This window comes from Kosakonia sp. CFBP8986 (assembly GCF_034044935.1).
Lineage (GTDB): Bacteria > Pseudomonadota > Gammaproteobacteria > Enterobacterales > Enterobacteriaceae > Kosakonia > Kosakonia cowanii.
Window position 1 is genome coordinate 1 of the sequence record NZ_JAXCXB010000005.1, and the last position, 23,676, is coordinate 23,676.

Sequence of the window (23,676 nt, forward strand, 5' to 3'; positions counted from 1 at the left end):
GTAGATGGTGGTGGGGGAAGGATTCGAACCTTCGAAGTCGATGACGGCAGATTTACAGTCTGCTCCCTTTGGCCGCTCGGGAACCCCACCACGGGGTCACTACATTTTACTGGCCGCTTCCTTCTCGGGAAGCGCGGCGCATCATACCAAATGACGCGTCTCTGTAAAGCATTCAATCGTGAAAAATGAATCGGTTGCCTGCTTTTTACCCGTAACGCTGTAAAGCCAGGCAACCTCAAGAGTAAGTGCTTAAAGAATGATCGTCCGGTTGCCGTAAACGAAGACGCGCTGGGCCAGCACCTGGTAGAGCGCGCGGCTGAGCACGTTCTTCTCGACGTCGCGACCTGCGCGCATCATATCTTCAGCAGTATAGGTGTGATCGACATGAATCACGTCCTGCATGATGATCGGACCTTCATCCAGGTTGTCATTCACGTAGTGCGCCGTAGCACCAATAATTTTTACGCCGCGCTCGTAAGCCTGGTGATAAGGGCGTGCGCCGATAAACGCCGGCAGGAAGGAGTGGTGAATATTGATGATCTTATTCGGGAAGCGCGAAACAAAGTCCGGCGTGAGTACACGCATATACTTCGCCAGCACCACGTAATCAGGCTGATGGGCTTCAATCGCTTTCACCATCAGATTGTCGTGCGCTTCACGCGTTAAGCCTTCGTGGCTGACCAGTTCGAAAGGAATGTCGAAGCGTTCAACCAGCGGGCGCAGCGTTTCGTGGTTGCCGATGACTGCCGCAATATCCACATCCAGGCCGCCATAGTTGGCTTTCATCAGCAGATCGCCCAGGCAGTGCGCCTCTTTGGTCACCAGAATCACCACCCGACGACGACCCGCCGCGTTCAGCTCACGAACAGAGCCTTCCGGCAGCGCGCTGTCGAGATCGGCCAGCAGCGTGGCATCGTTAAAAATGCCCTCAAGCTCGGTACGCATAAAGAAGCGGCCGGTACGGTGGTCGACAAATTCATTATTCTGAACAATGTTCAGCTCGTGCTTATAACAAATGTTAGTAATACGAGCGATAAGGCCCTTCTGATCGGGGCAGATGGTGCGCAGAATTTTACGTTGTAAAGAGTGCATTGCCGGGTAAATCCTGTTGAGTGTGTTTGTTAAGGGTGCTGGCGGCTTATTGCCCGCAGCACTTTTTAAATTTTTTACCTGACCCGCAGGGGCAGGGATCGTTACGACCAAACTGCGGGCGCGTACCGTCAATGTAGTACCATTCGCCGTTTTCCTTTAAAAAACGGGAACGTTCAATAATTGCGCCATTTTTGTCATTCTCGCGAAAGCGAGCAACAAAACTGACATAACCTTCATTGTCATCGTGACCGTAAGCGTGCTCAAATAGCGTCAGTCCGAGCCAGGTTGTGGCGGCGAAACCGGCCTCAATCTGTTCCCGAAAGGTGTGTGCCGCGCAGGAGGGATGCCAGGTTTTCACCAGATAATCCGTCTGATGTAAGACAAAAGCGGTATAGCGAGAACGCATCAGGCGAGAAGGATCCGGCGCTGCGTGTTGACCAGACAGATAAGGCTGGCAACATACGCTATACTCCTGAGCGCTACCGCAAGGACATGTTTGAGACAAAACAGCATTCCTGAAACAATAATAACGGCGCAGCACGCGCCAGGGTGGCAATATGTTAACTGAGCCGCCGCGTTGTGGCTACAGTAAGCCGGGGGAAGTGAAGCACGCGGAATGAGAACGGTAAAAATCGGTCTGGCGCTGGGTTCTGGCGCAGCCAGAGGTTGGTCGCATATCGGCGTCATTAATGCGTTAGCGCGCGCCGGCATTACTATTGATGTCGTGGCGGGATGCTCAATCGGGTCATTAGTTGGCGCGGCATACTCCTGTGGACGTTTGTCTCTGCTGGAGAATTGGGTGCGCTCTTTCCGCTACTGGGACGTACTGCGGCTTATGGATCTCTCCTGGCGCCGCGGCGGTTTGCTGCGCGGTGAACGCGTGTTCAATCAATACCGTCAGCTCCTTCCTTTCGACGACTTTAGCCACTGCGAAAAGCGTTTTGGCGCGGTCGCAACCAATCTCAGCACCGGGCGTGAGTTATGGTTTACCGAGGGCGATCTGCACCGAGCTGTGCGCGCCTCATGCAGTATTCCCGGTTTGATGTCGCCGGTTGCGCATAATGGCTACTGGCTGGTCGATGGCGCGGTAGTCAACCCGGTGCCGGTCTCATTAACCCGCGCGCTGGGCGCTGACATCGTCATAGCCGTTGATCTCCAGCATGATGCCCACTTGATGCAGCAGGATTTGCTCTCCGTAACGCCCTCCGATAGCGAGATGGAAAAAGGCAGCGGTGAAGCTCTGCGCTGGCATCAGCGCCTGCGCGAGCGGCTTAGCCGCACCACGCCGAAGCGCCCGGTGACGCCGACCGCGATGGAGATCATGACCACGTCGATCCAGGTGCTGGAAAACCGCCTTAAGCGCAACCGTATGGCGGGCGATCCGCCGGATATTTTGTTGCAACCCATTTGTCCGCAAATATCCACTCTCGATTTTCATCGTGCTGATGCGGCCATTGCCGCCGGGCAATTAGCGGTGGAAAAGAGCATGGACGAGTTACTTCCGCTGGTGCGGACTTTAGCGTGAACATAATTTTTATAAGACTTCAGCAAATTCTGACAGGCGAGTGTCGGCGAAGCATGCCACTATTGATCTACTGTCAGGCAGGGGAGAAGAGATGACGCAGCCGTTGGTCGGGAAACAGATATTGATAGTGGAAGACGAACTCGTTTTCCGATCGCTGCTGGATTCATGGTTGCAATCGCTTGGCGCAACGACGTTGCTGGCCGGAGACGGGGTGGATGCGCTGGAGCAGATGGCTGGCAATCAACCTGATTTAATTATTTGCGACTTGGCCATGCCGCGTATGAATGGTCTTGCGCTGGTTGAAGCGCTGCGCAACCAGGGCATGCAGACGCCGGTGCTGGTGATTTCCGCTACCGAAAATATGGCCGACATTGCAAAAGCGCTGCGTCTTGGCGTGCAGGATGTCGTGCTGAAGCCCGTTAAAGATTTCAATCGTCTGCGGGAAACCATCTTCGCCTGCATCTACCCAAATATGTTTAATTCCCGGGTCGAAGAGGAGGAGCGTTTATTCCAGGATTGGGATGCGCTAGTGGATAACCCGCAGGCCGCAGCCAATTTATTAAAAGAGCTTCAGCCGCCTGTTCAGCAGGTCATTTCCGGCTGCCGCGTAAATTATCGCCAGCTTGTTTCGGCAGAAAGCCCCGGGCTGGTGCTGGATATTGCACCGCTTTCCGGACACGATCTCGCCTTCTATTGTCTTGATGTTACCCGCGCCGGCAATAATGGCGTGCTGGCCGCGCTGCTGTTGCGCGCATTATTTAATGGCTTACTTCAGGAACAATTGTCACATCAACGCCAGCGCTTACCTGAAATGGGTGCTTTACTTAAGCAGGTAAACCAACTGTTGCACCAGGCAAATTTGCCGGGGCAGTTCCCGTTACTGGTGGGGTATTACCACAGTGAGCTTAAGAATTTGTTATTAGTCTCGGCCGGTTTAAACGCCACGTTAAATACCGGAGAGCATCAAATTCAAATCAGCAGTGGTGTTCCTCTCGGTACGCTTGGGAATACCTATCTCAACCAGGTAAGTCAGCGCAGCGAAGCGTGGCAATGCCAGGTCTGGGGTGCAGGCGGGCGGTTACGCTTAATGTTGAACGCGGAATGAGCGATCGCGTGGCGAAGCTCAGATAGATTTACCCGTCATATAAAAACGGGTGCTAATATCGCCGCAGTTTCTTCGTATTAATCCTAATTAGTTGTTAGCGCGTCCTTTTCAGACCTGGTCATTGGGTTGGTACTGATATACTCAGACGCGAGTTAATTCATGAACCTGTTCAAATCATGGACAGTCCAGGAGATTTCAATGGCTGCAATAAATTCGAAAGTGACTAAAGCAGTAATCCCGGTCGCGGGGTTGGGAACGAGGATGCTACCAGCTACGAAGGCAATTCCGAAAGAAATGTTGCCGCTGGTTGATAAGCCATTAATTCAGTACGTGGTCAATGAGTGCATTGCTGCGGGTATTACTGAAATCGTTCTGGTAACACATTCATCTAAAAACTCTATTGAAAACCACTTCGATACCAGCTTTGAGCTTGAAGCAATGCTGGAGAAGCGCGTTAAACGTCAGCTTCTTGAAGAAGTGCAATCTATTTGCCCGCCGCACGTGACCATCATGCAGGTGCGTCAGGGTCTGGCGAAGGGTCTGGGTCATGCCGTTATGTGCGCGCATCCGGTTGTCGGCAACGAGCCGGTCGCCGTAATCCTGCCAGACGTTATCCTTGATGAGTTCGAGTCCGATCTGTCGCAGGATAACCTCGCTGAGATGATCAAACGCTTCGACGAATCCGGTGCCAGCCAGATCATGGTTGAGCCGGTAGATGACGTTACCGCTTACGGCGTAGTGGACTGCAAAGGCGCCACGCTGAACCCGGGTGACAGCGTGCCGATGGTTGGCGTGGTTGAGAAACCGAAAGCGAACGTCGCGCCGTCAAATCTGGCAGTTGTTGGCCGTTATGTCCTGAGCGCTGAGATTTGGCCGCTGCTGGCGAAAACGCCTCCGGGAGCCGGTGATGAGATCCAGCTTACCGATGCTATCGATATGCTGATCGAAAAAGAGACCGTTGAAGCCTATCACATGAAAGGCAAAAGCCATGACTGTGGTAATAAACTCGGCTATATGCGCGCCTTTGTAGAATATGGCATTCGCCATAAATCACTGGGCGAAGAGTTTAAAGCCTGGCTGAACGAAACAGTAGGCGCTGCTAAAGCATAACCCCCAGCGCAGACAGTAAATAAGGTCGACGTTAATCGTGCTCAGCACTGTTTATCGTCGGCCTTTTTTATTGCGCGTTTATCAGCGGCCCGCTGTGAAAAGGGGGATAAGAAAAAGCGTATAATGTTGGTAATAAAAGTGGCGGGTTTTTGAGCGCTGCCCATGACGAAAAGAAACGACGTGATTGTCCGGGCTATTTGTGAAGAAATTGTGTAGAACGGATAAAAAAAATCCCGCCAGCGGCGGGATATTAAAAGCAGATAAGAGTTTACTCACTTACGCGAGCAGGAAATCTTCCAGCTTTTTACCTTGTTCATCGATAGCTTTTTTGATTACTGCTGGAGTACGACCCTGGCCGGTCCAGGTTTTCGTTTCGCCATTTTCATCTACGTAGCTATATTTAGCCGGACGCGCAGCGCGTTTTGCTTTGGTACCCGTTTTAGCCGCAGCCATGCTGTTCAGCAATTCATTCGGGTCAATACCATCAGCAATTAACATTTCACGGTACTGCTGCAGTTTACGGGTACGCTCTTCAACTTCAGCTGCGGCAGCGTTCTCTTCTTCACGACGCTCATTAACCACAACTTCTAATTTTTCCAGCATCTCTTCCAGTGTTTCCAGCGTGCATTCTCTTGCCTGTGCGCGCAGAGTACGGATGTTGTTCAGAATTTTAAGGGCTTCGCTCATTGTAGTAATCTCAAACTTATATTGGGGTGGTTTGTTGGGCTAATAATAGAGCGTTAAATTCAGCAGTGCAATAGCCGCGAATGTAAGGAATTCAAAATGGCCCTTTATTTAAGTTTTTTCTAAATACCGTTATCTTAAATTGTTAATCAACAACCACACTGCCAAACAGGTATAAGCGTGCAATGCAGGTTCGGTCATATGCAAAGGAGAAGCGATATTTTTTGATTATTCCTTTGGGAGAAATAGCCATAATGGATAAATAACAACCGCGTTTATTACCCGCTTAAATGCGGTTACTTTAGTAAAATATTAATAATTTCTGAATGATATGATGAGAATCATCGCATAAGAACAGTATGCTAACTTCCTGAATTTGTTATGGCTGTTTCTTTTGCAGCTACAACCGCTGCGATCGGAAAGTGCGCATTTATGCGTAAATCTGTCTACAGGATTAACCTAAGCTACAACGGTTGCTCAGGTCCGGCAGTTAAAACATGATACAATTCGCCGCAGGATCATCACACTTTGATTAGGGTTTTGCGCGCAATGGCACAGCTTTATTTCTACTATTCAGCAATGAATGCAGGGAAATCGACGGCATTACTACAGTCCTCGTACAATTATCAAGAGCGAGGCATGAGAACGGTAGTTTATACCGCAGAAATTGATAACCGCTTTGGTGCAGGGAAAGTCAGTTCCCGGATTGGTTTATCCTCGCCCGCACGTCTGTTTAATCAGCACACCTCGCTGTTTGACGACATTAAAGCTCAACACCAGCAAGAAGCCGTGCACTGTGTGCTGGTGGACGAATGCCAGTTTTTAACGCGAGAGCAGGTATACGCTCTTTCAGAAGTGGTGGATGAGCTTGATATTCCCGTGCTCTGTTATGGGCTGAGAACCGATTTCCGCGGTGAACTCTTCGGCGGGAGCCAGTATTTGCTGGCGTGGTCAGATAAATTAGTTGAGCTTAAAACCGTCTGTTTTTGCGGACGCAAGGCAAGCATGGTGCTGCGACTCGATCACGAGGGGCGTCCTGATAATAAAGGCGAGCAGGTGGTTATTGGCGGCAATGAGCGCTACGTCTCCGTTTGCCGTAAACATTATAAGGAAGCGCTGTCAGAAGGCTCTCTTGCGACAATACAGGCGCGGGTAAGAGGGTAGTGATTGCACTGTCGGTACCCGAGTAAATACCTTCTGATAAGCAGGAAATAAAAAACCCGCCGAAGCGGGTTTTTTTATGACGCTATACCATTAAGCGGGTTTCTTCGCTTTTTTGTCAGCTTTAACCGGTGCGGCTTCCACTTTTGGTGCAGGAGCGGCTTCACCCTCTTTATATTCGCGACCGTAGAAGGTATCCAGCAGGATCTGCTTCAGCTCTGCGATCAGCGGGTAACGCGGGTTGGCGCCGGTGCACTGGTCGTCAAACGCATCTTCAGAGAGTTTGTCGACGTTGGCCAGGAAGTCTGCTTCCTGTACGCCAGCTTCCCGAATCGACTTCGGAATACCCAGTTCCGCTTTCAGGCTCTCCAGCCAGGCCAGCAGTTTCTCAATTTTCGCAGCGGTACGGTCTCCCGGTGCAGAAAGACCCAGGTGATCGGCAATCTCTGCGTAACGGCGGCGTGCCTGCGGACGGTCATACTGACTGAACGCGGTCTGTTTGGTCGGGTTGTCATTCGCGTTGTATCGAATAACGTTGCTGATCAACAGGGCGTTAGCCAGGCCGTGCGGAATATGGAACTGCGAGCCCAGTTTGTGCGCCATGGAGTGACACACACCGAGGAAGGCGTTAGCGAACGCGATACCAGCGATGGTTGCAGCACTGTGCACACGCTCACGGGCAACCGGGTTTTTCGACCCTTCGTTGTAAGAAGCTGGCAGGTTCTCTTTCAGCAGCTTAAGTGCCTGCAGCGCCTGACCGTCGGAGAACTCAGAAGCCAGTACCGAGACGTACGCTTCCAGCGCGTGGGTTACCGCATCCAGGCCACCAAAGGCGCAGAGGGATTTCGGCATATCCATCACCAGATTGGCGTCAACAACCGCCATATCCGGGGTGAGGGCGTAATCCGCCAACGGGTATTTCTGGCCGGTAGCATCATCGGTAACAACCGCAAACGGCGTCACTTCAGAACCGGTACCGGAGGTGGTGGTCACGGCGATCATTTTCGCTTTGACGCCCATTTTCGGGAACTTGTAGATACGTTTACGGATATCCATAAAGCGCAGCGCCAGCTCTTCGAAGTGGGTTTCCGGATGTTCGTACATTACCCACATGATTTTCGCAGCATCCATCGGGGAGCCGCCGCCGAGGGCGATAATCACGTCCGGTTTAAAGGAGTTCGCCAGCTCAGCGCCTTTACGCACCACGGTCAGCGTCGGATCCGCTTCCACCTCGAAGAACACTTCGGTTTCCACGCCCGCAGCTTTCAGCACGGAGGTGATCTGGTCAGCATAGCCGTTGTTGAAGAGGAAACGGTCGGTCACGATCATTGCGCGTTTGTGACCATCAGTAATCACTTCATCCAGCGCGATTGGCAGAGAGCCGCGGCGGAAGTAGATTGATTTCGGAAGTTTATGCCACAACATGTTCTCAGCTCGCTTAGCAACGGTTTTCTTGTTGATCAGGTGCTTAGGACCAACGTTTTCTGAGATGGAGTTACCACCCCATGAACCACAACCCAGAGTCAGGGAAGGCGCAAGTTTGAAGTTGTAGAGGTCACCGATACCACCCTGAGAAGCAGGGGTGTTGATAAGGATACGCGCGGTTTTCATCATCTGGCCGAAGTGCGCAACACGCTCAGGCTGGTTGTCCTGGTCGGTGTAGAGGCAGGAGGTGTGCCCGATACCGCCCATGGCGACCAGTTTCTCCGCTTTCACCACCGCGTCGTCGAAATCTTTCGCGCGATACATTGCCAGGGTCGGAGAGAGTTTTTCATGTGCAAACGGTTCGCTCTCATCCACCACGGTGACTTCACCGATAAGAATTTTGGTGCTTGCCGGTACGCTAAAGCCCGCCAGTTCAGCAATTTTGTGCGCCGGTTGGCCAACGATAGCCGCGTTGAGCGCGCCGTTTTTCAGGATGATGTCCTGAACCGCTTTCAACTCCTGTCCCTGCAGCATATAGCCGCCGTGGCTGGCGAAACGCTCACGCACGGCGTCATACACGGAGTCGACAACCACAACAGACTGTTCAGAAGCACAGATAACGCCGTTGTCGAAGGTTTTCGACATCAGCACTGACGCGACAGCGCGTTTGATATCGGCGGTTTCGTCGATAACAACCGGGGTGTTACCCGCACCCACGCCGATAGCCGGTTTACCGGAGCTGTAAGCGGCTTTCACCATGCCCGGACCGCCGGTCGCGAGGATCAGGTTGATATCCGGGTGATGCATTAACGCATTGGAGAGTTCGACGGAAGGCTGATCAATCCAGCCGATAAGGTCTTTCGGCGCACCTGCCGCGATGGCCGCCTGCAGCACGATGTCCGCTGCTTTGTTGGTGGCATCTTTTGCACGTGGGTGCGGAGAGAAGATGATCGCGTTACGGGTTTTCAGGCTAATCAGTGATTTAAAGATTGCAGTAGAGGTGGGGTTAGTGGTCGGTACGATACCGCAGATAATGCCGATAGGCTCAGCGATAGTGATCGTACCGAAGGTATCATCTTCCGATAATACGCCGCAGGTTTTCTCATCTTTATACGCGTTGTAGATATACTCGGAAGCAAAGTGGTTTTTAATCACTTTATCTTCGACGATACCCATGCCGGATTCAGCTACGGCCATTTTCGCGAGGGGGATTCGAGCATCTGCGGCAGCCAGGGCGGCGGCGCGGAAGATTTTATCTACTTGCTCTTGAGTAAAGTTGGCATATTCACGCTGGGCTTTCTTCACACGTTCAACGAGTGCGTTCAGTTCAGCGACATTAGTAACAGCCATAATGCTCTCCTGATAATGTTTAAACTCTTTTAGTAAACCATCTGCGCAAACTGTCAGTATAGACAGCGCCGAAACAGGTTGTGTAAAGCTATGTAAGTCAATAAGTTACACAGCATAAATACCGCTGGTTTACTAAAAGAGCCTTAACGAACCGGGAGCAATTATTGACATTTCTGCTCTCTATTCGTGGCATCAAGATTACCCACTTCTGAGTAAATAATGCGTGATCCATATCAAGTTTTCACTAGGCTGACACCTTTCAGCTTGGCCATTACTGGCGAGTTGTATCAATTGTTAACGTTTATCCGCTAAAGAAGGCTCGGATTTTTCACATTTGCCTTAACTCAATAACACACTGTTTTATCAGGGTTATTAGCGAATAAACTGGTGGACTCCACAAAAAAATCGCGTATCTTCTGCATGGATTTTCCTGTCACGCTATTGTTTCTAAAGTACTGGCGATAACGCGGAGCTTGCTGTGGATCACTTTGGGTTTGATTTTCCTCTCTATTTTAAATTTTTCGTCGGTCTTTTTGCGCTGGTGAACCCGGTTGGCATCATCCCGGTTTTTATCAGTATGACCAGTTATCAAATGGCCGATGCCCGTAATAAAACTAACCTTACGGCGAATGTTTCGGTCGCTATCATTCTCTGGACGTCACTCTTTCTGGGCGACACCATCCTGCAGCTGTTTGGTATCTCAATTGACTCTTTCCGTATAGCTGGCGGTATTCTGGTCGTTACCATCGCAATGTCGATGATCAGCGGCAAGCTGGGGGAGGATAAACAGAACAAGCAGGAGAAATCAGAAACCGCTATCCGTGAAAGCGTGGGTGTGGTGCCGCTGGCATTGCCCTTGATGGCAGGGCCGGGTGCAATCAGCTCCACCATCGTTTGGGGGACGCGTTATCACACCCTTGCACACCTGATTGGCTTCTCACTGGCGATTGCACTATTTGCTCTCTGCTCATGGGGGCTGTTCCGCATTGCGCCGTGGCTGGTGCGCCTGCTCAGGCAAACCGGCATTAACGTTATCACGCGTATTATGGGGTTGCTGCTGATGGCGTTAGGTATTGAGTTTATTGTTGCTGGCGCGAAGTCGCTTTTCCCCGGCCTGCTGAATTGATTCATTCTTTCATTTATATAGGTTTTATTTTTTCGGGGCGCGAGAACATCGCGCTTTCGAATGTAAGCCTGCTCGCATAATTAGCAAAAGATATGAACAATCAGCAGAAGGGCGGCAGGCATAACAAATTACAATAATCAGAAAAGCTGTTTTCTATCATAGAATTATAAGTTTCATGAATCATTAATGTCTGCATTTTGAGCAATTAACTCTGTTATTTCTCTCACATCATACTATTGGGCTTGCCGAGTCATTATCGAAATGATATTAGTACTTTCAATCTCCTCGCAGAGTAATGTGCTAAAAAGTAGTCAATTGTTGATTTTTTGTGCAAATCTCTGTGAAGGCAGCCAAAAAGTATCACAAGGCGGTGATACTTCTTTATCTGATTGATAATTCATAAGAAAAAACCAACAGGGAGACGCAGTCGTCATCTCGCTGCGGCTGTCGCTACGCCGTAAAAGAGAAATGGTTAACAAATTTGCAAAATGTATTGGCGGCGGTCTCGGGCATTTGTTATTTTCCGGCGAATGTCTTTATCAGCCTCATAATTTACAGCGTAAAGCGATTTGTTGAGAATCGTTTTCAATTAGAAAATAAATACCATGAATACAACGCGTCTCGACAGGGGAGGCGCGTTAATGAATCGACGCGAGATTGCCGTTCGAGCGATCCGTAATAAAAAAGTCGGTGATAGCAGAAGTAAAAAAAAGATGTCTGAAAGCGCCAAAAGCTCCTGCGCTATTCAGGCCCCCGAACAGGGGATGATACAGCTGGCATAAATGTCGGTAATTATAATGATTGGAGTCACAACACAATGTCCATCATCACAAAGAAAAGCGTAGTTGCAGCGGGTATTTTAGCAGCGCTAATTTCCGGTAACGCCGCCTTCGCGGCCGACGTACCGGCTGGCGTTCAACTGGCGGAAAAACAGACGCTGGTGCGCAATAACGGTGCTGAAGTGCAATCTCTCGATCCGCATAAAATCGAGGGCGTTCCGGAATCAAACGTTAGCCGTGACCTGTTTGAAGGTCTGCTTATTTCCGATGTTGAAGGCCACCCGACTGCCGGTGTTGCTGAAAAATGGGAAAACAAAGATTTTAAAGTCTGGACATTCCATCTGCGTAAAAACGCAAAATGGTCAGACGGCACCCCGGTTACCGCCCATGACTTCGTCTATAGCTGGCAGCGCCTGGCAGATCCTAAAACGGCTTCTCCGTACGCCAGCTATCTGCAATATGGCCATATCGCCAATATCGATGATGTTATCGCCGGTAAAAAACCGACCAGCGAATTGGGCGTAAAAGCGATCGATGATAATACCTTCGAAGTCACGCTGAGCGAGCCGGTTCCCTATTTCTATAAACTGCTGGTTCACCCGTCCGTTTCCGCTGTGCCAAAAGCCGCGATTGAAAAATTTGGCGATAAGTGGACCCAGCCTGCAAATATCGTCACCAACGGCGCTTATAAGCTGAAAGATTGGGTGGTCAACGAACGTATTGTTCTTGAGCGCAACACCAATTACTGGGACAACGACAAAACCGTTATTACCCAGGTGACCTACCTGCCAATCTCGGCAGAAGTGACGGACGTTAACCGCTACCGCAGCGGCGAAATCGACATGACCTATAACAACATGCCGATTGAACTGTTCCAGAAATTGAAAAAAGAGATCCCGAAAGAAGTTCACGTCGATCCGTACCTCTGTACTTATTACTATGAGATCAACAACCAGAAAGCGCCATTCACTGACGTTCGCGTGCGTACCGCCCTTAAACTGGCGCTGGATCGCGATATCATCGTTAATAAAGTGAAAAACCAGGGCGACCTGCCTGCTTACAGCTACACCCCGCCGTATACCGATGGTGCAAAACTGACCGAACCGGCCTGGTTCAAAATGACCCAGGAGCAGCGTAACGCCGAAGCGAAAAAACTGCTCGCCGAAGCGGGTTACACAGCCGACAAACCGCTGAGCTTCAGCCTGCTGTATAACACCTCCGATCTGCACAAAAAACTGGCGATTGCCGTTGCCTCTATCTGGAAGAAAAACCTCGGTGCCAACGTCAAGCTGGAGAACCAGGAGTGGAAAACCTTCCTCGACACGCGTCATCAGGGCACCTTTGATGTTGCACGTGCCGGCTGGTGCGCGGATTACAATGAGCCGACCTCCTTCCTGAACACCATGCTTTCAGACAGCTCGAACAACACCGCGCACTATAAGAGCCCGGCGTTTGACAAGCTGATTGGCGACACGCTGAAAGTGACCGACGAAGCGCAGCGCGCTGAGCTTTACTCCAAAGCTGAACAGCAGCTTGATAAAGACTCCGCCATCGTTCCGGTCTACTACTACGTGAACGCCCGTCTGGTGAAACCGTGGGTGGGTGGCTACACCGGTAAAGACCCGTTAGATAATATCTACGTGAAAAACTTGTATATTATCAAGCATTAATGGCAATGAGTGGGGCAGGGCAACCTGCCTCACAGTGTCTTATTTTTATCGCACCAGAACACACATCGGTCGCAGACGGCACCTGGGTCGTCTGAAAGAGAATGTGTAAAAGGCACAGGCCAGAAGGTACGGGCAATGTTGAAATTTATTCTGCGTCGCTTTCTTGAAGCGATTCCAACACTCTTTATTCTGATTACGATTTCGTTCTTTATGATGCGTCTTGCGCCGGGAAGTCCTTTTACCGGTGAACGTGCGCTTGCGCCGGAAGTAATGGCCAATATCGAGGCGAAATACCATTTGAACGATCCCATCACCACCCAGTATTTCAGCTACCTGAAACAGCTGGCGCATCTGGATTTTGGTCCGTCGTTTAAATACAAAGATTACACCGTGAATGACCTGGTGGCGGCGAGCTTCCCGGTTTCCGCCAAATTGGGCGCCGCGGCGTTTATCCTCGCGATTGTGTTCGGCGTGACGGCAGGCGTTATTGCCGCCTTGAACCAGAACACCAAATGGGACTACACGGTAATGGGGTTAGCCATGACCGGGGTAGTGATACCCAGCTTCGTTGTCGCTCCTCTGTTAGTGATGATATTTGCCATTGTGCTGCAGTGGTTACCGGCCGGCGGCTGGAATGGCGGGGCACCTAAATTTATGATCCTGCCGATGGTCGCGCTCTCGCTCGCCTATATCGCCAGCATCGCGCGTATCACCCGTGGTTCAATGATTGAAGTGCTGCACTCCAACTTCATCCGCACCGCGCGCGCGAAAGGGCTGCCGATGCGCCGGATCATCTTCCGTCACGCGCTGAAACCGGCGCTGCTGCCCGTACTCTCCTATATGGGCCCGGCTTTTGTCGGCATCATTACTGGCTCCATGGTTATCGAAACGATTTATGGCTTGCCGGGTATCGGCCAGCTGTTCGTGAACGGCGCGCTTAACCGCGACTACTCGCTGGTGCTGAGCCTGACGATTCTGGTCGGCGCGCTGACCATCACCTTCAACGCGATTGTTGATGTGCTCTACGCCATCATCGATCCGAAAATTCGTTATTGAGACTGGAGTTCGCCATGATGTTAAGTAAGAAAAACAGCGAGGCGCTGGAAAACTTCAGTGAGAAACTCGAAGTCGAAGGGCGTAGCCTTTGGCAGGACGCGCGTCGTCGCTTTATGCACAACCGCGCAGCGGTCGCCAGCCTGTTTGTACTGGTGCTGATTGCGCTGTTCGTGACGCTGGCACCAATGCTGTCGCAGTTCAGCTACTTTGATACCGACTGGGCGATGATGTCTAACGCGCCGGATATGGAGTCAGGGCACTATTTCGGCACCGACTCCTCCGGGCGCGATCTGCTGGTGCGCGTTGCTATCGGCGGGCGTATCTCGCTGATGGTCGGTATCGCCGCGGCGCTGGTGGCGGTAGTTCTCGGTACGCTCTACGGTTCGCTCTCTGGCTATCTGGGCGGCAAAACCGACTCGGTGATGATGCGTCTGCTGGAGATCCTCAACTCCTTCCCGTTTATGTTCTTCGTTATCCTGCTGGTCACCTTTTTCGGGCAGAACATCCTGCTGATCTTTGTGGCTATCGGCATGGTCTCCTGGCTGGATATGGCGCGTATTGTGCGCGGCCAGACCCTGAGCCTGAAGCGTAAAGAGTTTATCGAAGCGGCGCAGGTGGGTGGGGTCTCTACCGCCAATATCGTGATGCGCCATATCGTGCCGAACGTGCTGGGCGTGGTGGTGGTGTATGCCTCGCTGCTGGTGCCGAGCATGATCCTGTTCGAATCCTTCCTCAGCTTCCTCGGCCTCGGTACGCAGGAGCCGCTCAGCAGCTGGGGCGCGCTGTTAAGCGATGGCGCAAACTCAATGGAGGTTTCTCCATGGTTGCTGCTCTTCCCGGCGGGTTTCCTTGTGATCACCCTGTTCTGTTTCAACTTTATCGGCGATGGCCTGCGTGATGCCCTCGACCCGAAAGATCGTTAAGGAGTGCCGTTATGAGCATGACTGAAACCGTAGTAGCGTCAACGACGCGGCAGCAAACGGACCTCCTGCTGGATGTGAAAGATCTCCGTGTGACTTTTGGCACGCCGGATGGCGATGTCACCGCGGTCAACGACCTGAACTTCTCCCTGCGTGCAGGCGAGACGCTGGGCATCGTGGGCGAATCGGGCTCCGGTAAATCCCAGACCGCATTTGCGCTGATGGGGCTGCTGGCTTCTAACGGGCGTATTGGTGGCTCGGCGCTGTTCAACGGCAAAGAGATCCTTAATCTGCCGGAATATGCGCTGAACAAACTGCGCGCCGAGCAGATCTCGATGATTTTCCAGGATCCAATGACCTCGCTGAACCCGTACATGCGCGTTGGCGAACAGCTGATGGAAGTGTTGATGCTGCACAAAGGCATGAACAAAGCCGAAGCGTTTGAGGAGTCGGTAAAAATGCTCGACGCGGTCAAAATGCCGGAAGCGCGTAAGCGCATGCGCATGTACCCGCACGAGTTCTCCGGCGGGATGCGTCAGCGCGTAATGATCGCCATGGCGCTGATGTGCAGGCCAAAGCTGCTGATTGCCGACGAACCGACCACCGCCCTCGACGTTACCGTGCAGGCGCAGATTATGACGCTGCTCAATGAACTGAAGCGCGAATTCAACACCGCGATTATCATGATCACTCATGACCTCGGCGTGGTGGCGGGTATCTGCGATAAAGTGCTGGTGATGTATGCCGGTCGAACCATGGAGTATGGCAAAGCGCGCGATGTCTTCTATCAGCCGTCGCACCCGTACTCTATCGGCCTGCTGCATGCGGTACCACGTCTGGATGCCGATGGCGAAGCGATGCTGACCATTCCTGGCAACCCGCCAAACCTGCTGCGTCTGCCGAAAGGTTGCCCGTTCCAGCCGCGCTGTCCGCACGCGATGGAGATCTGTCATAACGCGCCGCCGCTGGAAGAGTTTGCGCCGGGCCGTCTGCGCGCCTGCTTTAAGCCGGTGGAGGAGTTAGTATGAACGCCGTAACCGAAGAGAGAAAAGTGCTGCTCGAAATCGCCGATCTGAAGGTGCATTTCGATATTAAAGATGGCAGACAGTGGTTCTGGCAGCCGCCGAAAACCCTGAAAGCGGTCGATGGCGTAACGCTGCGCCTTTATGAAGGCGAAACCCTTGGCGTGGTCGGTGAATCCGGCTGCGGCAAATCAACCTTCGCGCGCGCGATTATCGGACTGGTGAAAGCGACCGACGGAAAAGTGGCCTGGCTGGGGCGCGATCTGCTGGGCATGAAGCCGGATGAGTGGCGCGCCGTACGCAGCGATATCCAGATGATTTTCCAGGATCCACTGGCCTCGCTGAACCCGCGTATGACCATCGGTGAAATCATCGCCGAGCCGCTGCGCACCTACCATCCGAAGATGCCGCGTCAGGAAGTGAAAGACCGCGTCAAAGCGATGATGATGAAGGTCGGCCTGCTGCCTAACCTGATCAACCGCTATCCCCATGAGTTCTCCGGCGGTCAATGCCAGCGTATCGGCATCGCACGCGCGCTGATCCTTGAGCCGAAACTGATTATCTGCGATGAGCCAGTCTCCGCGCTCGACGTGTCAATTCAGGCGCAGGTAGTCAACCTGCTGCAGCAGTTACAGCGTGAAATGGGGCTGTCGCTGATCTTTATTGCCCACGATCTGGCGGTGGTTAAGCACATCTCCGACCGCGTGCTGGTGATGTACCTGGGCCATGCGGTAGAGCTGGGCACCTATGATGAGGTGTACCAGAATCCGCTGCACCCTTACACCAAAGCGCTGATGTCAGCGGTGCCGGTGCCCGATCCGGATGTCGAGAAGAACAAAACTATCCAGCTGCTGGAGGGGGATCTGCCATCGCCGATCAACCCGCCATCGGGCTGCGTCTTCCGCACCCGTTGCCCGATTGCCGGGCCGGAGTGTGCGAAAACCCGTCCGGTGCTGGAGGGCAGCTTCCGCCACGCGGTCTCCTGCCTGAAGGTCGACCCGCTTTAAGCGAGGCATAAAAAAATGGGCTGACAATATGTCAGCCCTTTTTCTTTTCGGTGCTTATTCGCGCCAGAGAATATGGCACAGCTTATGGTCTTTCTCGCGGCACAGCAGCACGCGCGCAAAGACATCATTCAGCTCACCGCCATCCGTCTCCGCCAGGCCAATCACTACCTCAGCAAAAAAATCCGGATTTAAATCGTAATCCACATGCTCCTGCCAGTCCTCGCCGGGATCGAACAGTTCTGCACCGCCACGCTCTTCAAACTGCAGGTTGAAAAGAATGATGTCCGCCGGATCCAGGTTGTCCGCCGCCAGTTCCAGGAAGATGTCATACGCTTGCTCAAGCGTTTCATCTTCCGTCAGGCGGTTATTCAGGTCCATTTCCATAAGTTACCTCATCACGTCTGTTGGGCACGTTTTACAGCAACGGACTAAAGAAGTAAAACAGTCGTTCAGCAATGCGGTGCCAGAAGGGCCGTTTTACCCACAAGCGCGCATCCAGCAAGCGCGAGCGGGAGATGTAATCATCCTGCACCGCCGCCAGATCGCCGCCAAATCCCGCGTCGTCAATCACCAGCGTAATCTCAAAGTTGAGCCACAGGCTGCGCATATCGAGGTTCACCGTGCCGACCAGGCTTAGCTCGCCGTCGACCAGCACGCTCTTGGTATGCAGCAATCCGCCTTCAAACTGGTAGATCTTCACCCCGGCGGCCAGCAGCTCGGTAAAGAATGCGCGGCTGGCCCAGCCGACCAGCACGGAATCATTTTTGCGCGGCAGAATAATGCTCACATCCACTCCGCGCTGCGCGGCGGTACAAATCGCATGCAACAGATCGTCGCTCGGGACAAAGTAGGGGGTGGTCATGATCAAATATTCACGCGACGCATATACCGCCGTCAACAGCGCCTGGTGGATCAAATCCTCCGGGAAGCCAGGCCCCGACGCAATGGTGTGAATAGTGTGCCCGCTGGCCTCTTCAAACGGCATGATATTGGCATCGGGCGGCGGCGGCAGAATGCGCTTGCCGGTCTCAATCTCCCAGTCGCAGGAGTAGACGATGCCCATAGCCGTGGCGATAGGGCCCTCCATGCGCGCCATCAGGTCGACCCACTGACCGACGCCGGAGTCCTGTTTAAAGTAACGCGGATCGACCATGTTCATGCTGCCGGTATAGGCAATATAGTTATCAATCAGTACGATTTTCCGGTGCTGGCGCAAGTCCATGCGGCGCAGGAAGACACGCATCAGATTGACCTTCAGCGCTTCAACGACATCAATGCCCGCATTGCGCATCATTCCCGCCCACGGGCTGCGGAAGAAGGTGACGCTGCCTGCTGAGTCCAGCAGCAGACGGCAGTGCACACCGCGGCGCGCTGCCGCCATCAGCGACTCTGCCACCTGGTCGGCCATACCGCCGGGCTGCCAGATATAGAAAACCATCTCGATATTGTGGCGGGCGAGCTGGATATCGCGGATCAGCGCCTGCATCACGTCATCTGAGGAGGTCAGCAGTTGCAGCTGATTACCTTTGACCCCGGCGATACCCTGGCGGCGCTCGCACAGCTTAAACAGCGAGGAGGCAACGCTGCTGTTCTCGGTGGCGAAGATATGGTTGAAGTGTTTAAGATCGCTGAGCCATTTAGCGGTTGAGGGCCACATTGCACGCGCACGCTCCGCGCGCCGTTTACCGAGATGCAGCTCGCCCAGCGAGAGGTAAGCGATAATGCCCACCAGCGGCAGGATATAGATGACAAGCAGCCACGCCATGGCCGACGTGACCGCCCGGCGCTTCATCAGAATACGCAGCGTAACACCAGCAATAAGCAACCAGTAACCAACAACAATGAGCCAACTCATTACGGTGTAAAACGCGGACATCGACAAAAATCCTTTTACAATCTGTATTGGTTGAGTTTACGCATACGAATTCATCTGGCAAATAAAAACGCCGAAAAGCGCTGGCCTGAAAGAGGCGACAGACTATAATGGCGGCTTCTATTTTGTATAGAGTTGTTACAATGAAGCGTAGTCGAACGGAAGTGGGGCGCTGGCGTATGCTGCGTCAGGTTGGCCGCCGGAAAGCGCGCTGGCTGGAAGCGCAGTCCCGCCGTAATATGCGAATCCACAGCATCAGGAAATGCGGCGTTAATCGCCATCGTAATGTGCTGCTGTTTGCCATCTACGATATCTGAATCCCGGGCACCAAAAAGGTGCCCGCGGTCGTTTTTAGCCCCTTAGTTTCAGGAGAGAGATGATGTCCGTGATCGACAGCCTTATGGCGTTTACCTTTGCCGCTACGCTCTTAACGCTCACGCCGGGTCTTGATACCGCGCTGATCTTGCGCACAGCCTCGGTAGAAGGGCGTAAACAGGCTTTTCAGGCGCAGATGGGGATTAATGCCGGCTGCCTGATCTGGGGTGCAATGGTGGCATTCGGACTTGGGGCGCTAATTGCCGTTTCAGAACTGGCGTACAATGTCCTTAAATATTGCGGTGCCGCGTACTTATGCTGGTTGGGGTTAACTATGCTGCTGCGTCCGCGCGGGGCATTGACCGGTATCAATAGCGTTGAGAACCCTTCGCAGAACTGGTTTATCAAAGGGATGCTTGGCAATGTACTTAATCCGAAGGTAGGGATTTTTTACGTTTCGTTTCTGCCGCAGTTTATCCCTCACGGGCAACCGCTTATTGCCTGGACATTCGGCCTGGTGATGATTCATGTGCTGATTGGCACATGCTGGTCAACGGCACTGATTTCGGCGACCCGGCCACTGGCAACCTTCCTGCGTAAGCCGCGTGTGATCCGCTGGATGGATCGCTGCACGGGTATCGTATTCCTGCTTTTTGCTACCCGGTTAGCGCTAAGCAAGCGCTGAAGCCATGCGGGGCAATGACCTGCATTGCCCCGGACTGACTTAGAAAACTTTTTTATAGGGTTTGACCGTGACACTCTGATAGACGCCCGCCGCCACGTAGGGATCGGCTTCCGCCCAGGATTTCGCCGCTTCCAGCGATTCAAACTCAGCAATCACCGTTGAGCCGCTAAACCCGGCAACACCAGGATCGTTACTGTCGACTGCCGGCAGTGGGCCTGCGGTTAACAGACGGCCTTCATCACGCAGCAGTTGCAGGCGTGCAAGGTGGGCCGGACGTACGGAGAGGCGTTTTTCCAGAGAATCGGCAATATCTTCAGCAAAAATAACGTATAGCACAGAGCAAGCTCCTGTCTTTTCAGAAAGGCATAACGTAAGTGAAAGGTGCAGTGACTGCAATGCAAAGATTGCAACGGGCAGGCAACCCTGCCAATTAACGGGGCTTTTTTACCCGCTTCAGCGATAAATTTGATCTGCACCAGGCTGGCTTGTTGAATATGATTGCTATTTGCATTTAAAATCGAGCCCTGGTTTTTTAACTGACATGATTATGACTTCAATGACCCTGGATTTACCTCGCCGCTTTCCCTGGCCGACGCTGCTCTCCGTCGCCATTCACGGTGCTGTTGTGGCGGGTCTGCTTTATACCTCGGTACATCAGGTTGTTGAACTGCCCGCACCCGCGCAGCCTATCTCTGTCACTATGGTCTCGCCTGCGGAGCTGGAGCCTGCTCCCGCCCCGGCACCGCCGCAGCCGGTTGTTGAGCCTGAACCCGAACCGGTCGTCGAGCCAGAGCCGATCCCCGAGCCGCCTAAAGAGGCGCCGGTGGTGATTGAGAAGCCAAAGCCCAAACCCAAACCGAAGCCTAAACCCAAGCCGGTGAAAAAAGTGGAGCAGCCGAAGCGCGAAAGTAAGCCGGTTGAGCCGCAGCAGGCGAATCCGTTTGAGAACAGTGCTCCGTCGCGTCCGGCGGCAAGCACCACGACCTCCACCGCGACAAAACCGGCACCGTCGGTTCCGGCAGGCCCGCGCGCATTAAGCCGCAACCAGCCGCAATATCCACCGCGTGCGCAGGCGCTGCGCATTGAAGGGCGTGTAAGAGTGAAATTTGACGTCACGGCGGATGGACGTGTTGAGAACGTGCAGATCCTCTCGGCGCAACCGGCGAATATGTTTGAGCGCGAAGTGAAGGCCGCAATGCGCAAATGGCGCTATGAAGCCGGTAAGCCCGGCTCGGGGCTGATCGTCAATGTGGTCTTCCGCCTCGATGGCAGCACCTCGATGGAATAAGAGAAAAGCCTCCTTGCGGAGGCTTTTTTTATGGCTGCGCGGGCAGCGGACGCGGTTTGCCTTCATTGTCCACCGCGACATAGATAAACAGCGCTTCGGTGGCTTTATAGCGCTGACCAATCGGTTCAGACATCACTTTTTTCACCCACACTTCGACGTTGATCGTAATGGAAGTATTGCCGCGTTTGACGCAGCGGGCGTAGCAGCAGACCACATCGCCAACCGCGACCGGGCGCAGGAAGGTCATGCCGTCTACCCGCACGGTCACTACGCGCCCGTGGGCAATCTCTTTTGCCTGAATAGCGCCGCCCATATCCATTTGCGACATTAACCAGCCGCCAAAAATATCGCCGTTAGCGTTGGTATCGGCGGGCATTGCGAGTGTGCGTAGTACAAGTTCGCCCTGAGGCGCAGTTGAAGGCGTTGTCATTGTTATCTCTTCTGTGATGAGGGATTTCCGGCGGGATGCTACTACGAATGTGGGAGGTTCGGAAAGAAAAAAGCCAGGCATTGCGCCTGGCTTTCAGCATCAGGATTTCTCATCCTGCGCCGGCATGTGCCGGTAGATATAGACGCCGCTCAGCACGGTGAACAGCAGGGTGAGGATCGTCAGGCCAAAGACCTTGAAATTGACCCACACGTCAAACGGCAGCCAGAACGCGATATAGATATTCGCCAGCCCGCAGACGATAAAGAAGAGCGCCCAGGCGATATTGAGCTTCGACCAGACGGCGTCGGGCAGCGTCAGCTCTTTGCCCAGCATGCGCTGGATCAGCGTCTTCTTCATCACCCACTGGCTGAAGAGCAGCGCTGTGGCAAACAGACCGTAGATCACCGTCACTTTCCACTTAATAAATTCCACGTCATGGAATTTAATTGTCAGCCCGCCAAACACGGCGACCAGCACAAAGGTAATCAGCGCAACTTTTTCTACCTTGCGATAGCGGATCCAGCAGTAGATCAGCACGATGGCCGACGCGACAATCAGCACCTTGGTGGCGGTGAAAATGTCGTACATCTTGTAGACCACAAAAAAGAGCGCCAGCGGCAGAAAATCAAGAAACTGCTTCATTCTACGATTCCATCAAAAGGGTCACCCGGAGGGGGGACCGGGATAATTATTTGCGCATCAGCATATAGAGGCGGAAAAGGTAAATCAGTAGCACTGCCGAGAAGAGATTACTCAGTGCATTGGCAATTATCGCGCCACCTTCCGGCGAAAACGCGATGAGATGGTGACCATATCTCAGCATCAGAAATTTCGTCAGCAGCCAGGCTACTACCGGCGGAGCGACGAAACGCATATTTGCCCGGCTAAAGCGCATACTGCTACGCATCGAGGCAAAGACGCCCATTTTCTCCTGCACCAGCAGAATCGGCGCAAGGGCGAGGAAAATAGCCAGAAATATGCCCGGAACGTAAAGGAACAGCATGCCGAGTTGCACGATAAAAATGGTCAGCAGAAGCAGTAAAAAGAGCTTCGGTGCCGTCGGCACGCTGGCTCCCATTGCACTTAACGCGCTGACAGGCTGCCGGGCTGTAACCCTTTGCATCAGCACAACCAGCGCGCCTATCAGCAGCGCATACCCCGTCAATCCGGCAATCGTTGCCGCAGCCGAGGTGTGTAACAGCATTTTTTGCTGTTCCAGCGTCATACTCTGCACCAGCTCGAATGGATTATTTGTTTCCGCCAGGTTGTCAGCATCCATTACGTTGGAGAACTGCTCTTCACTGGGTGAAAGGACGTGCCCGATGACTGCGGTGATAACGGTACACGACAGCACAATCAGTAAGATTGTAATGAACTGGTAACGAAGAAAATCCCCCGTGTCACGGTAAACGGATTTCGCCGTGATAGACATGCACTCTCCTTGAGTATGGCGATATTAATTGACGGGCGATTGTACCCCGAATAGCCCCTCAGTGGCAGCATCACGGCTTGTATGGAAAAGCATATCTTTGTAAAGGGGCGCTAAACCGTAGCGCGCCCGCGCCCGATCGCAGGCTTCATTTACCTGGCCCGCTTCGCCTGACATCTGAAATTCACGGCACGGCGAAGGGCGTTGCGCATAAATGCTGCAGGAGGCGTTTTCCCCCGGCGTACCGACCAGCGCCACACAGCGGCTCTGTTTTTGATTGGTTCCGCTCATACAGCGCAAAAATGGGGTGAGGGGTTCAGTTAACTGAACCGGAACCGGGCCGCCAGCATCATCCGCTTCAGCCCAGTAGAAAGAGACACGAAAATACGCACAACAGGCTCCGCACGACATGCACGGGTTGAGATCACTCATAGCGCACCTGCACTTAACGACGCATCAACAGGAAAAGTCAGGCAGATAAATTATCGCTGCTCAAACGGGCGCACAAGAGGGGGCGAAAAGAATATTTTTTTGCCTTCATAAGGCAAAAATTGATGCAACAACAAAAGTTAAGGAGTGTAACGAAACGCAAAAATTAACCCAGATCAATGAATGTTAAATTAC

General features: G+C 52.9%; 24 protein-coding genes and 1 tRNA gene. 13 read left to right on the forward strand and 12 right to left on the reverse strand.

Features of this window, described 5'->3' with window-relative positions:
- Positions 1-5 precede the first annotated feature (5 nt).
- From SOM48_RS12300 to SOM48_RS12310, 3 genes are all read right to left on the reverse strand, one after another.
- Positions 6-90: transfer RNA gene (locus SOM48_RS12300), tRNA-Tyr, on the reverse strand.
- 159 nt (positions 91-249) lie between these two features.
- On the reverse strand, positions 250-1,092 hold the full coding sequence (gene purU / locus SOM48_RS12305) for a formyltetrahydrofolate deformylase (protein ID WP_312198674.1): 843 nt from the start codon (positions 1,090-1,092) through the stop codon (positions 250-252).
- 46 nt (positions 1,093-1,138) lie between these two features.
- Positions 1,139-1,597: a YchJ family protein gene (locus SOM48_RS12310; RefSeq protein ID WP_139966252.1), complete on the reverse strand. Its 459-nt coding sequence runs from the start codon at positions 1,595-1,597 to the stop codon at positions 1,139-1,141.
- A 111-nt stretch (positions 1,598-1,708) separates the two neighbouring features.
- On the opposite strand from SOM48_RS12310, the gene rssA reads away from it, so the two are divergent.
- The 3 genes from rssA (at position 1,709) to galU (ending at position 4,832) form a co-directional block, all read left to right on the forward strand.
- The gene (gene rssA / locus SOM48_RS12315; protein ID WP_128482859.1) at positions 1,709-2,617 is read left to right on the forward strand and encodes a patatin-like phospholipase RssA; all 909 of its coding nucleotides are present in this window, start codon (positions 1,709-1,711) and stop codon (positions 2,615-2,617) included.
- 91 nt (positions 2,618-2,708) lie between these two features.
- The gene (gene rssB / locus SOM48_RS12320) at positions 2,709-3,722 is read left to right on the forward strand and encodes a two-component system response regulator RssB (RefSeq protein ID WP_054803457.1); all 1,014 of its coding nucleotides are present in this window, start codon (positions 2,709-2,711) and stop codon (positions 3,720-3,722) included.
- Between the two features lie 198 nt (positions 3,723-3,920).
- Positions 3,921-4,832 (forward strand): UTP--glucose-1-phosphate uridylyltransferase GalU, encoded by a 912-nt coding sequence (gene galU / locus SOM48_RS12325; protein WP_094419769.1) that lies wholly within the window; start codon positions 3,921-3,923, stop codon positions 4,830-4,832.
- 276 nt (positions 4,833-5,108) lie between these two features.
- Here the strand turns inward: galU and hns are convergent, their stop codons facing one another.
- Positions 5,109-5,519, reverse strand: coding sequence for a histone-like nucleoid-structuring protein H-NS (hns, locus tag SOM48_RS12330; protein ID WP_023478663.1), 411 nt, complete (start codon positions 5,517-5,519; stop codon positions 5,109-5,111).
- Between the two features lie 546 nt (positions 5,520-6,065).
- Between hns and tdk the strand changes: the two genes are divergently transcribed.
- Positions 6,066-6,680, forward strand: coding sequence for a thymidine kinase (tdk, locus tag SOM48_RS12335; protein ID WP_076769935.1), 615 nt, complete (start codon positions 6,066-6,068; stop codon positions 6,678-6,680).
- Positions 6,681-6,770: 90 nt separating this feature from the next.
- On the opposite strand, the gene adhE is transcribed toward tdk, so the two are convergent.
- The gene (gene adhE / locus SOM48_RS12340; RefSeq protein WP_128482861.1) at positions 6,771-9,452 is read right to left on the reverse strand and encodes a bifunctional acetaldehyde-CoA/alcohol dehydrogenase; all 2,682 of its coding nucleotides are present in this window, start codon (positions 9,450-9,452) and stop codon (positions 6,771-6,773) included.
- 478 nt (positions 9,453-9,930) lie between these two features.
- On the opposite strand from adhE, the gene SOM48_RS12345 reads away from it, so the two are divergent.
- The 6 genes from SOM48_RS12345 to oppF all read left to right on the forward strand — a co-directional run bounded on the left by SOM48_RS12345 (position 9,931) and on the right by oppF (position 17,032).
- Complete coding sequence (locus SOM48_RS12345) at positions 9,931-10,578, forward strand: YchE family NAAT transporter (RefSeq protein ID WP_054803455.1); 648 nt, start codon at positions 9,931-9,933, stop codon at positions 10,576-10,578.
- Between the two features lie 817 nt (positions 10,579-11,395).
- Positions 11,396-13,027 (forward strand): oligopeptide ABC transporter substrate-binding protein OppA, encoded by a 1,632-nt coding sequence (oppA, locus tag SOM48_RS12350; RefSeq protein WP_076769933.1) that lies wholly within the window; start codon positions 11,396-11,398, stop codon positions 13,025-13,027.
- 135 nt (positions 13,028-13,162) lie between these two features.
- Entirely contained in the window at positions 13,163-14,083 is a 921-nt protein-coding gene (oppB, locus tag SOM48_RS12355; RefSeq protein ID WP_054803454.1) for an oligopeptide ABC transporter permease OppB, read from the forward strand.
- Between the two features lie 14 nt (positions 14,084-14,097).
- The gene (oppC, locus tag SOM48_RS12360; protein WP_023478831.1) at positions 14,098-15,006 is read left to right on the forward strand and encodes an oligopeptide ABC transporter permease OppC; all 909 of its coding nucleotides are present in this window, start codon (positions 14,098-14,100) and stop codon (positions 15,004-15,006) included.
- An 11-nt stretch (positions 15,007-15,017) separates the two neighbouring features.
- The gene (gene oppD, locus SOM48_RS12365; protein ID WP_320512042.1) at positions 15,018-16,031 is read left to right on the forward strand and encodes an ABC transporter ATP-binding protein; all 1,014 of its coding nucleotides are present in this window, start codon (positions 15,018-15,020) and stop codon (positions 16,029-16,031) included.
- Positions 16,028-17,032, forward strand: coding sequence for a murein tripeptide/oligopeptide ABC transporter ATP-binding protein OppF (gene oppF / locus SOM48_RS12370; RefSeq protein WP_023478603.1), 1,005 nt, complete (start codon positions 16,028-16,030; stop codon positions 17,030-17,032). Before oppD ends, oppF begins: the two co-directional genes overlap by 4 nt.
- Before the next feature lie 54 nt (positions 17,033-17,086).
- On the opposite strand, the gene SOM48_RS12375 is transcribed toward oppF, so the two are convergent.
- Both SOM48_RS12375 and cls read right to left on the reverse strand, forming a co-directional pair.
- A complete protein-coding gene (locus SOM48_RS12375; protein ID WP_042713297.1) occupies positions 17,087-17,416 on the reverse strand; it encodes an HI1450 family dsDNA-mimic protein in 330 nt (109 codons plus the stop codon).
- Positions 17,417-17,447: 31 nt separating this feature from the next.
- Positions 17,448-18,908, reverse strand: a complete 1,461-nt coding sequence (cls, locus tag SOM48_RS12380; RefSeq protein WP_023478590.1) for a cardiolipin synthase — start codon at positions 18,906-18,908, stop codon at positions 17,448-17,450.
- Positions 18,909-19,048: 140 nt separating this feature from the next.
- On the opposite strand from cls, the gene SOM48_RS12385 reads away from it, so the two are divergent.
- Together SOM48_RS12385 and SOM48_RS12390 are read left to right on the forward strand one after the other, a co-directional pair.
- Positions 19,049-19,222 carry a YciY family protein gene (locus SOM48_RS12385; protein ID WP_023478828.1) on the forward strand — a complete coding sequence of 58 codons (174 nt, stop codon included), beginning with the start codon at positions 19,049-19,051 and terminating at the stop codon, positions 19,220-19,222.
- 62 nt (positions 19,223-19,284) lie between these two features.
- Complete coding sequence (locus tag SOM48_RS12390) at positions 19,285-19,905, forward strand: LysE family translocator (protein WP_312478923.1); 621 nt, start codon at positions 19,285-19,287, stop codon at positions 19,903-19,905.
- A gap of 39 nt (positions 19,906-19,944) precedes the next feature.
- On the opposite strand, the gene SOM48_RS12395 is transcribed toward SOM48_RS12390, so the two are convergent.
- Positions 19,945-20,241 (reverse strand): YciI family protein, encoded by a 297-nt coding sequence (locus tag SOM48_RS12395; protein WP_054803453.1) that lies wholly within the window; start codon positions 20,239-20,241, stop codon positions 19,945-19,947.
- Positions 20,242-20,461: 220 nt separating this feature from the next.
- Here SOM48_RS12395 and tonB point away from each other — a divergent pair, with 220 nt between their 5' ends.
- The gene (tonB, locus tag SOM48_RS12400) at positions 20,462-21,193 is read left to right on the forward strand and encodes a TonB system transport protein TonB (protein ID WP_167552481.1); all 732 of its coding nucleotides are present in this window, start codon (positions 20,462-20,464) and stop codon (positions 21,191-21,193) included.
- Between the two features lie 28 nt (positions 21,194-21,221).
- Here tonB and yciA read toward each other — a convergent pair whose 3' ends face one another.
- The 4 genes from yciA to SOM48_RS12420 form a co-directional block, all read right to left on the reverse strand.
- Positions 21,222-21,623 (reverse strand): acyl-CoA thioester hydrolase YciA, encoded by a 402-nt coding sequence (gene yciA / locus SOM48_RS12405; RefSeq protein ID WP_076769929.1) that lies wholly within the window; start codon positions 21,621-21,623, stop codon positions 21,222-21,224.
- A gap of 99 nt (positions 21,624-21,722) precedes the next feature.
- On the reverse strand, positions 21,723-22,265 hold the full coding sequence (locus tag SOM48_RS12410) for a septation protein A (protein ID WP_023478762.1): 543 nt from the start codon (positions 22,263-22,265) through the stop codon (positions 21,723-21,725).
- 46 nt (positions 22,266-22,311) lie between these two features.
- The gene (locus SOM48_RS12415; protein ID WP_320512043.1) at positions 22,312-23,055 is read right to left on the reverse strand and encodes a YciC family protein; all 744 of its coding nucleotides are present in this window, start codon (positions 23,053-23,055) and stop codon (positions 22,312-22,314) included.
- A 24-nt stretch (positions 23,056-23,079) separates the two neighbouring features.
- The gene (locus tag SOM48_RS12420) at positions 23,080-23,484 is read right to left on the reverse strand and encodes a YkgJ family cysteine cluster protein (protein ID WP_054803452.1); all 405 of its coding nucleotides are present in this window, start codon (positions 23,482-23,484) and stop codon (positions 23,080-23,082) included.
- Between the last annotated feature and the right edge of the window lie 192 nt (positions 23,485-23,676).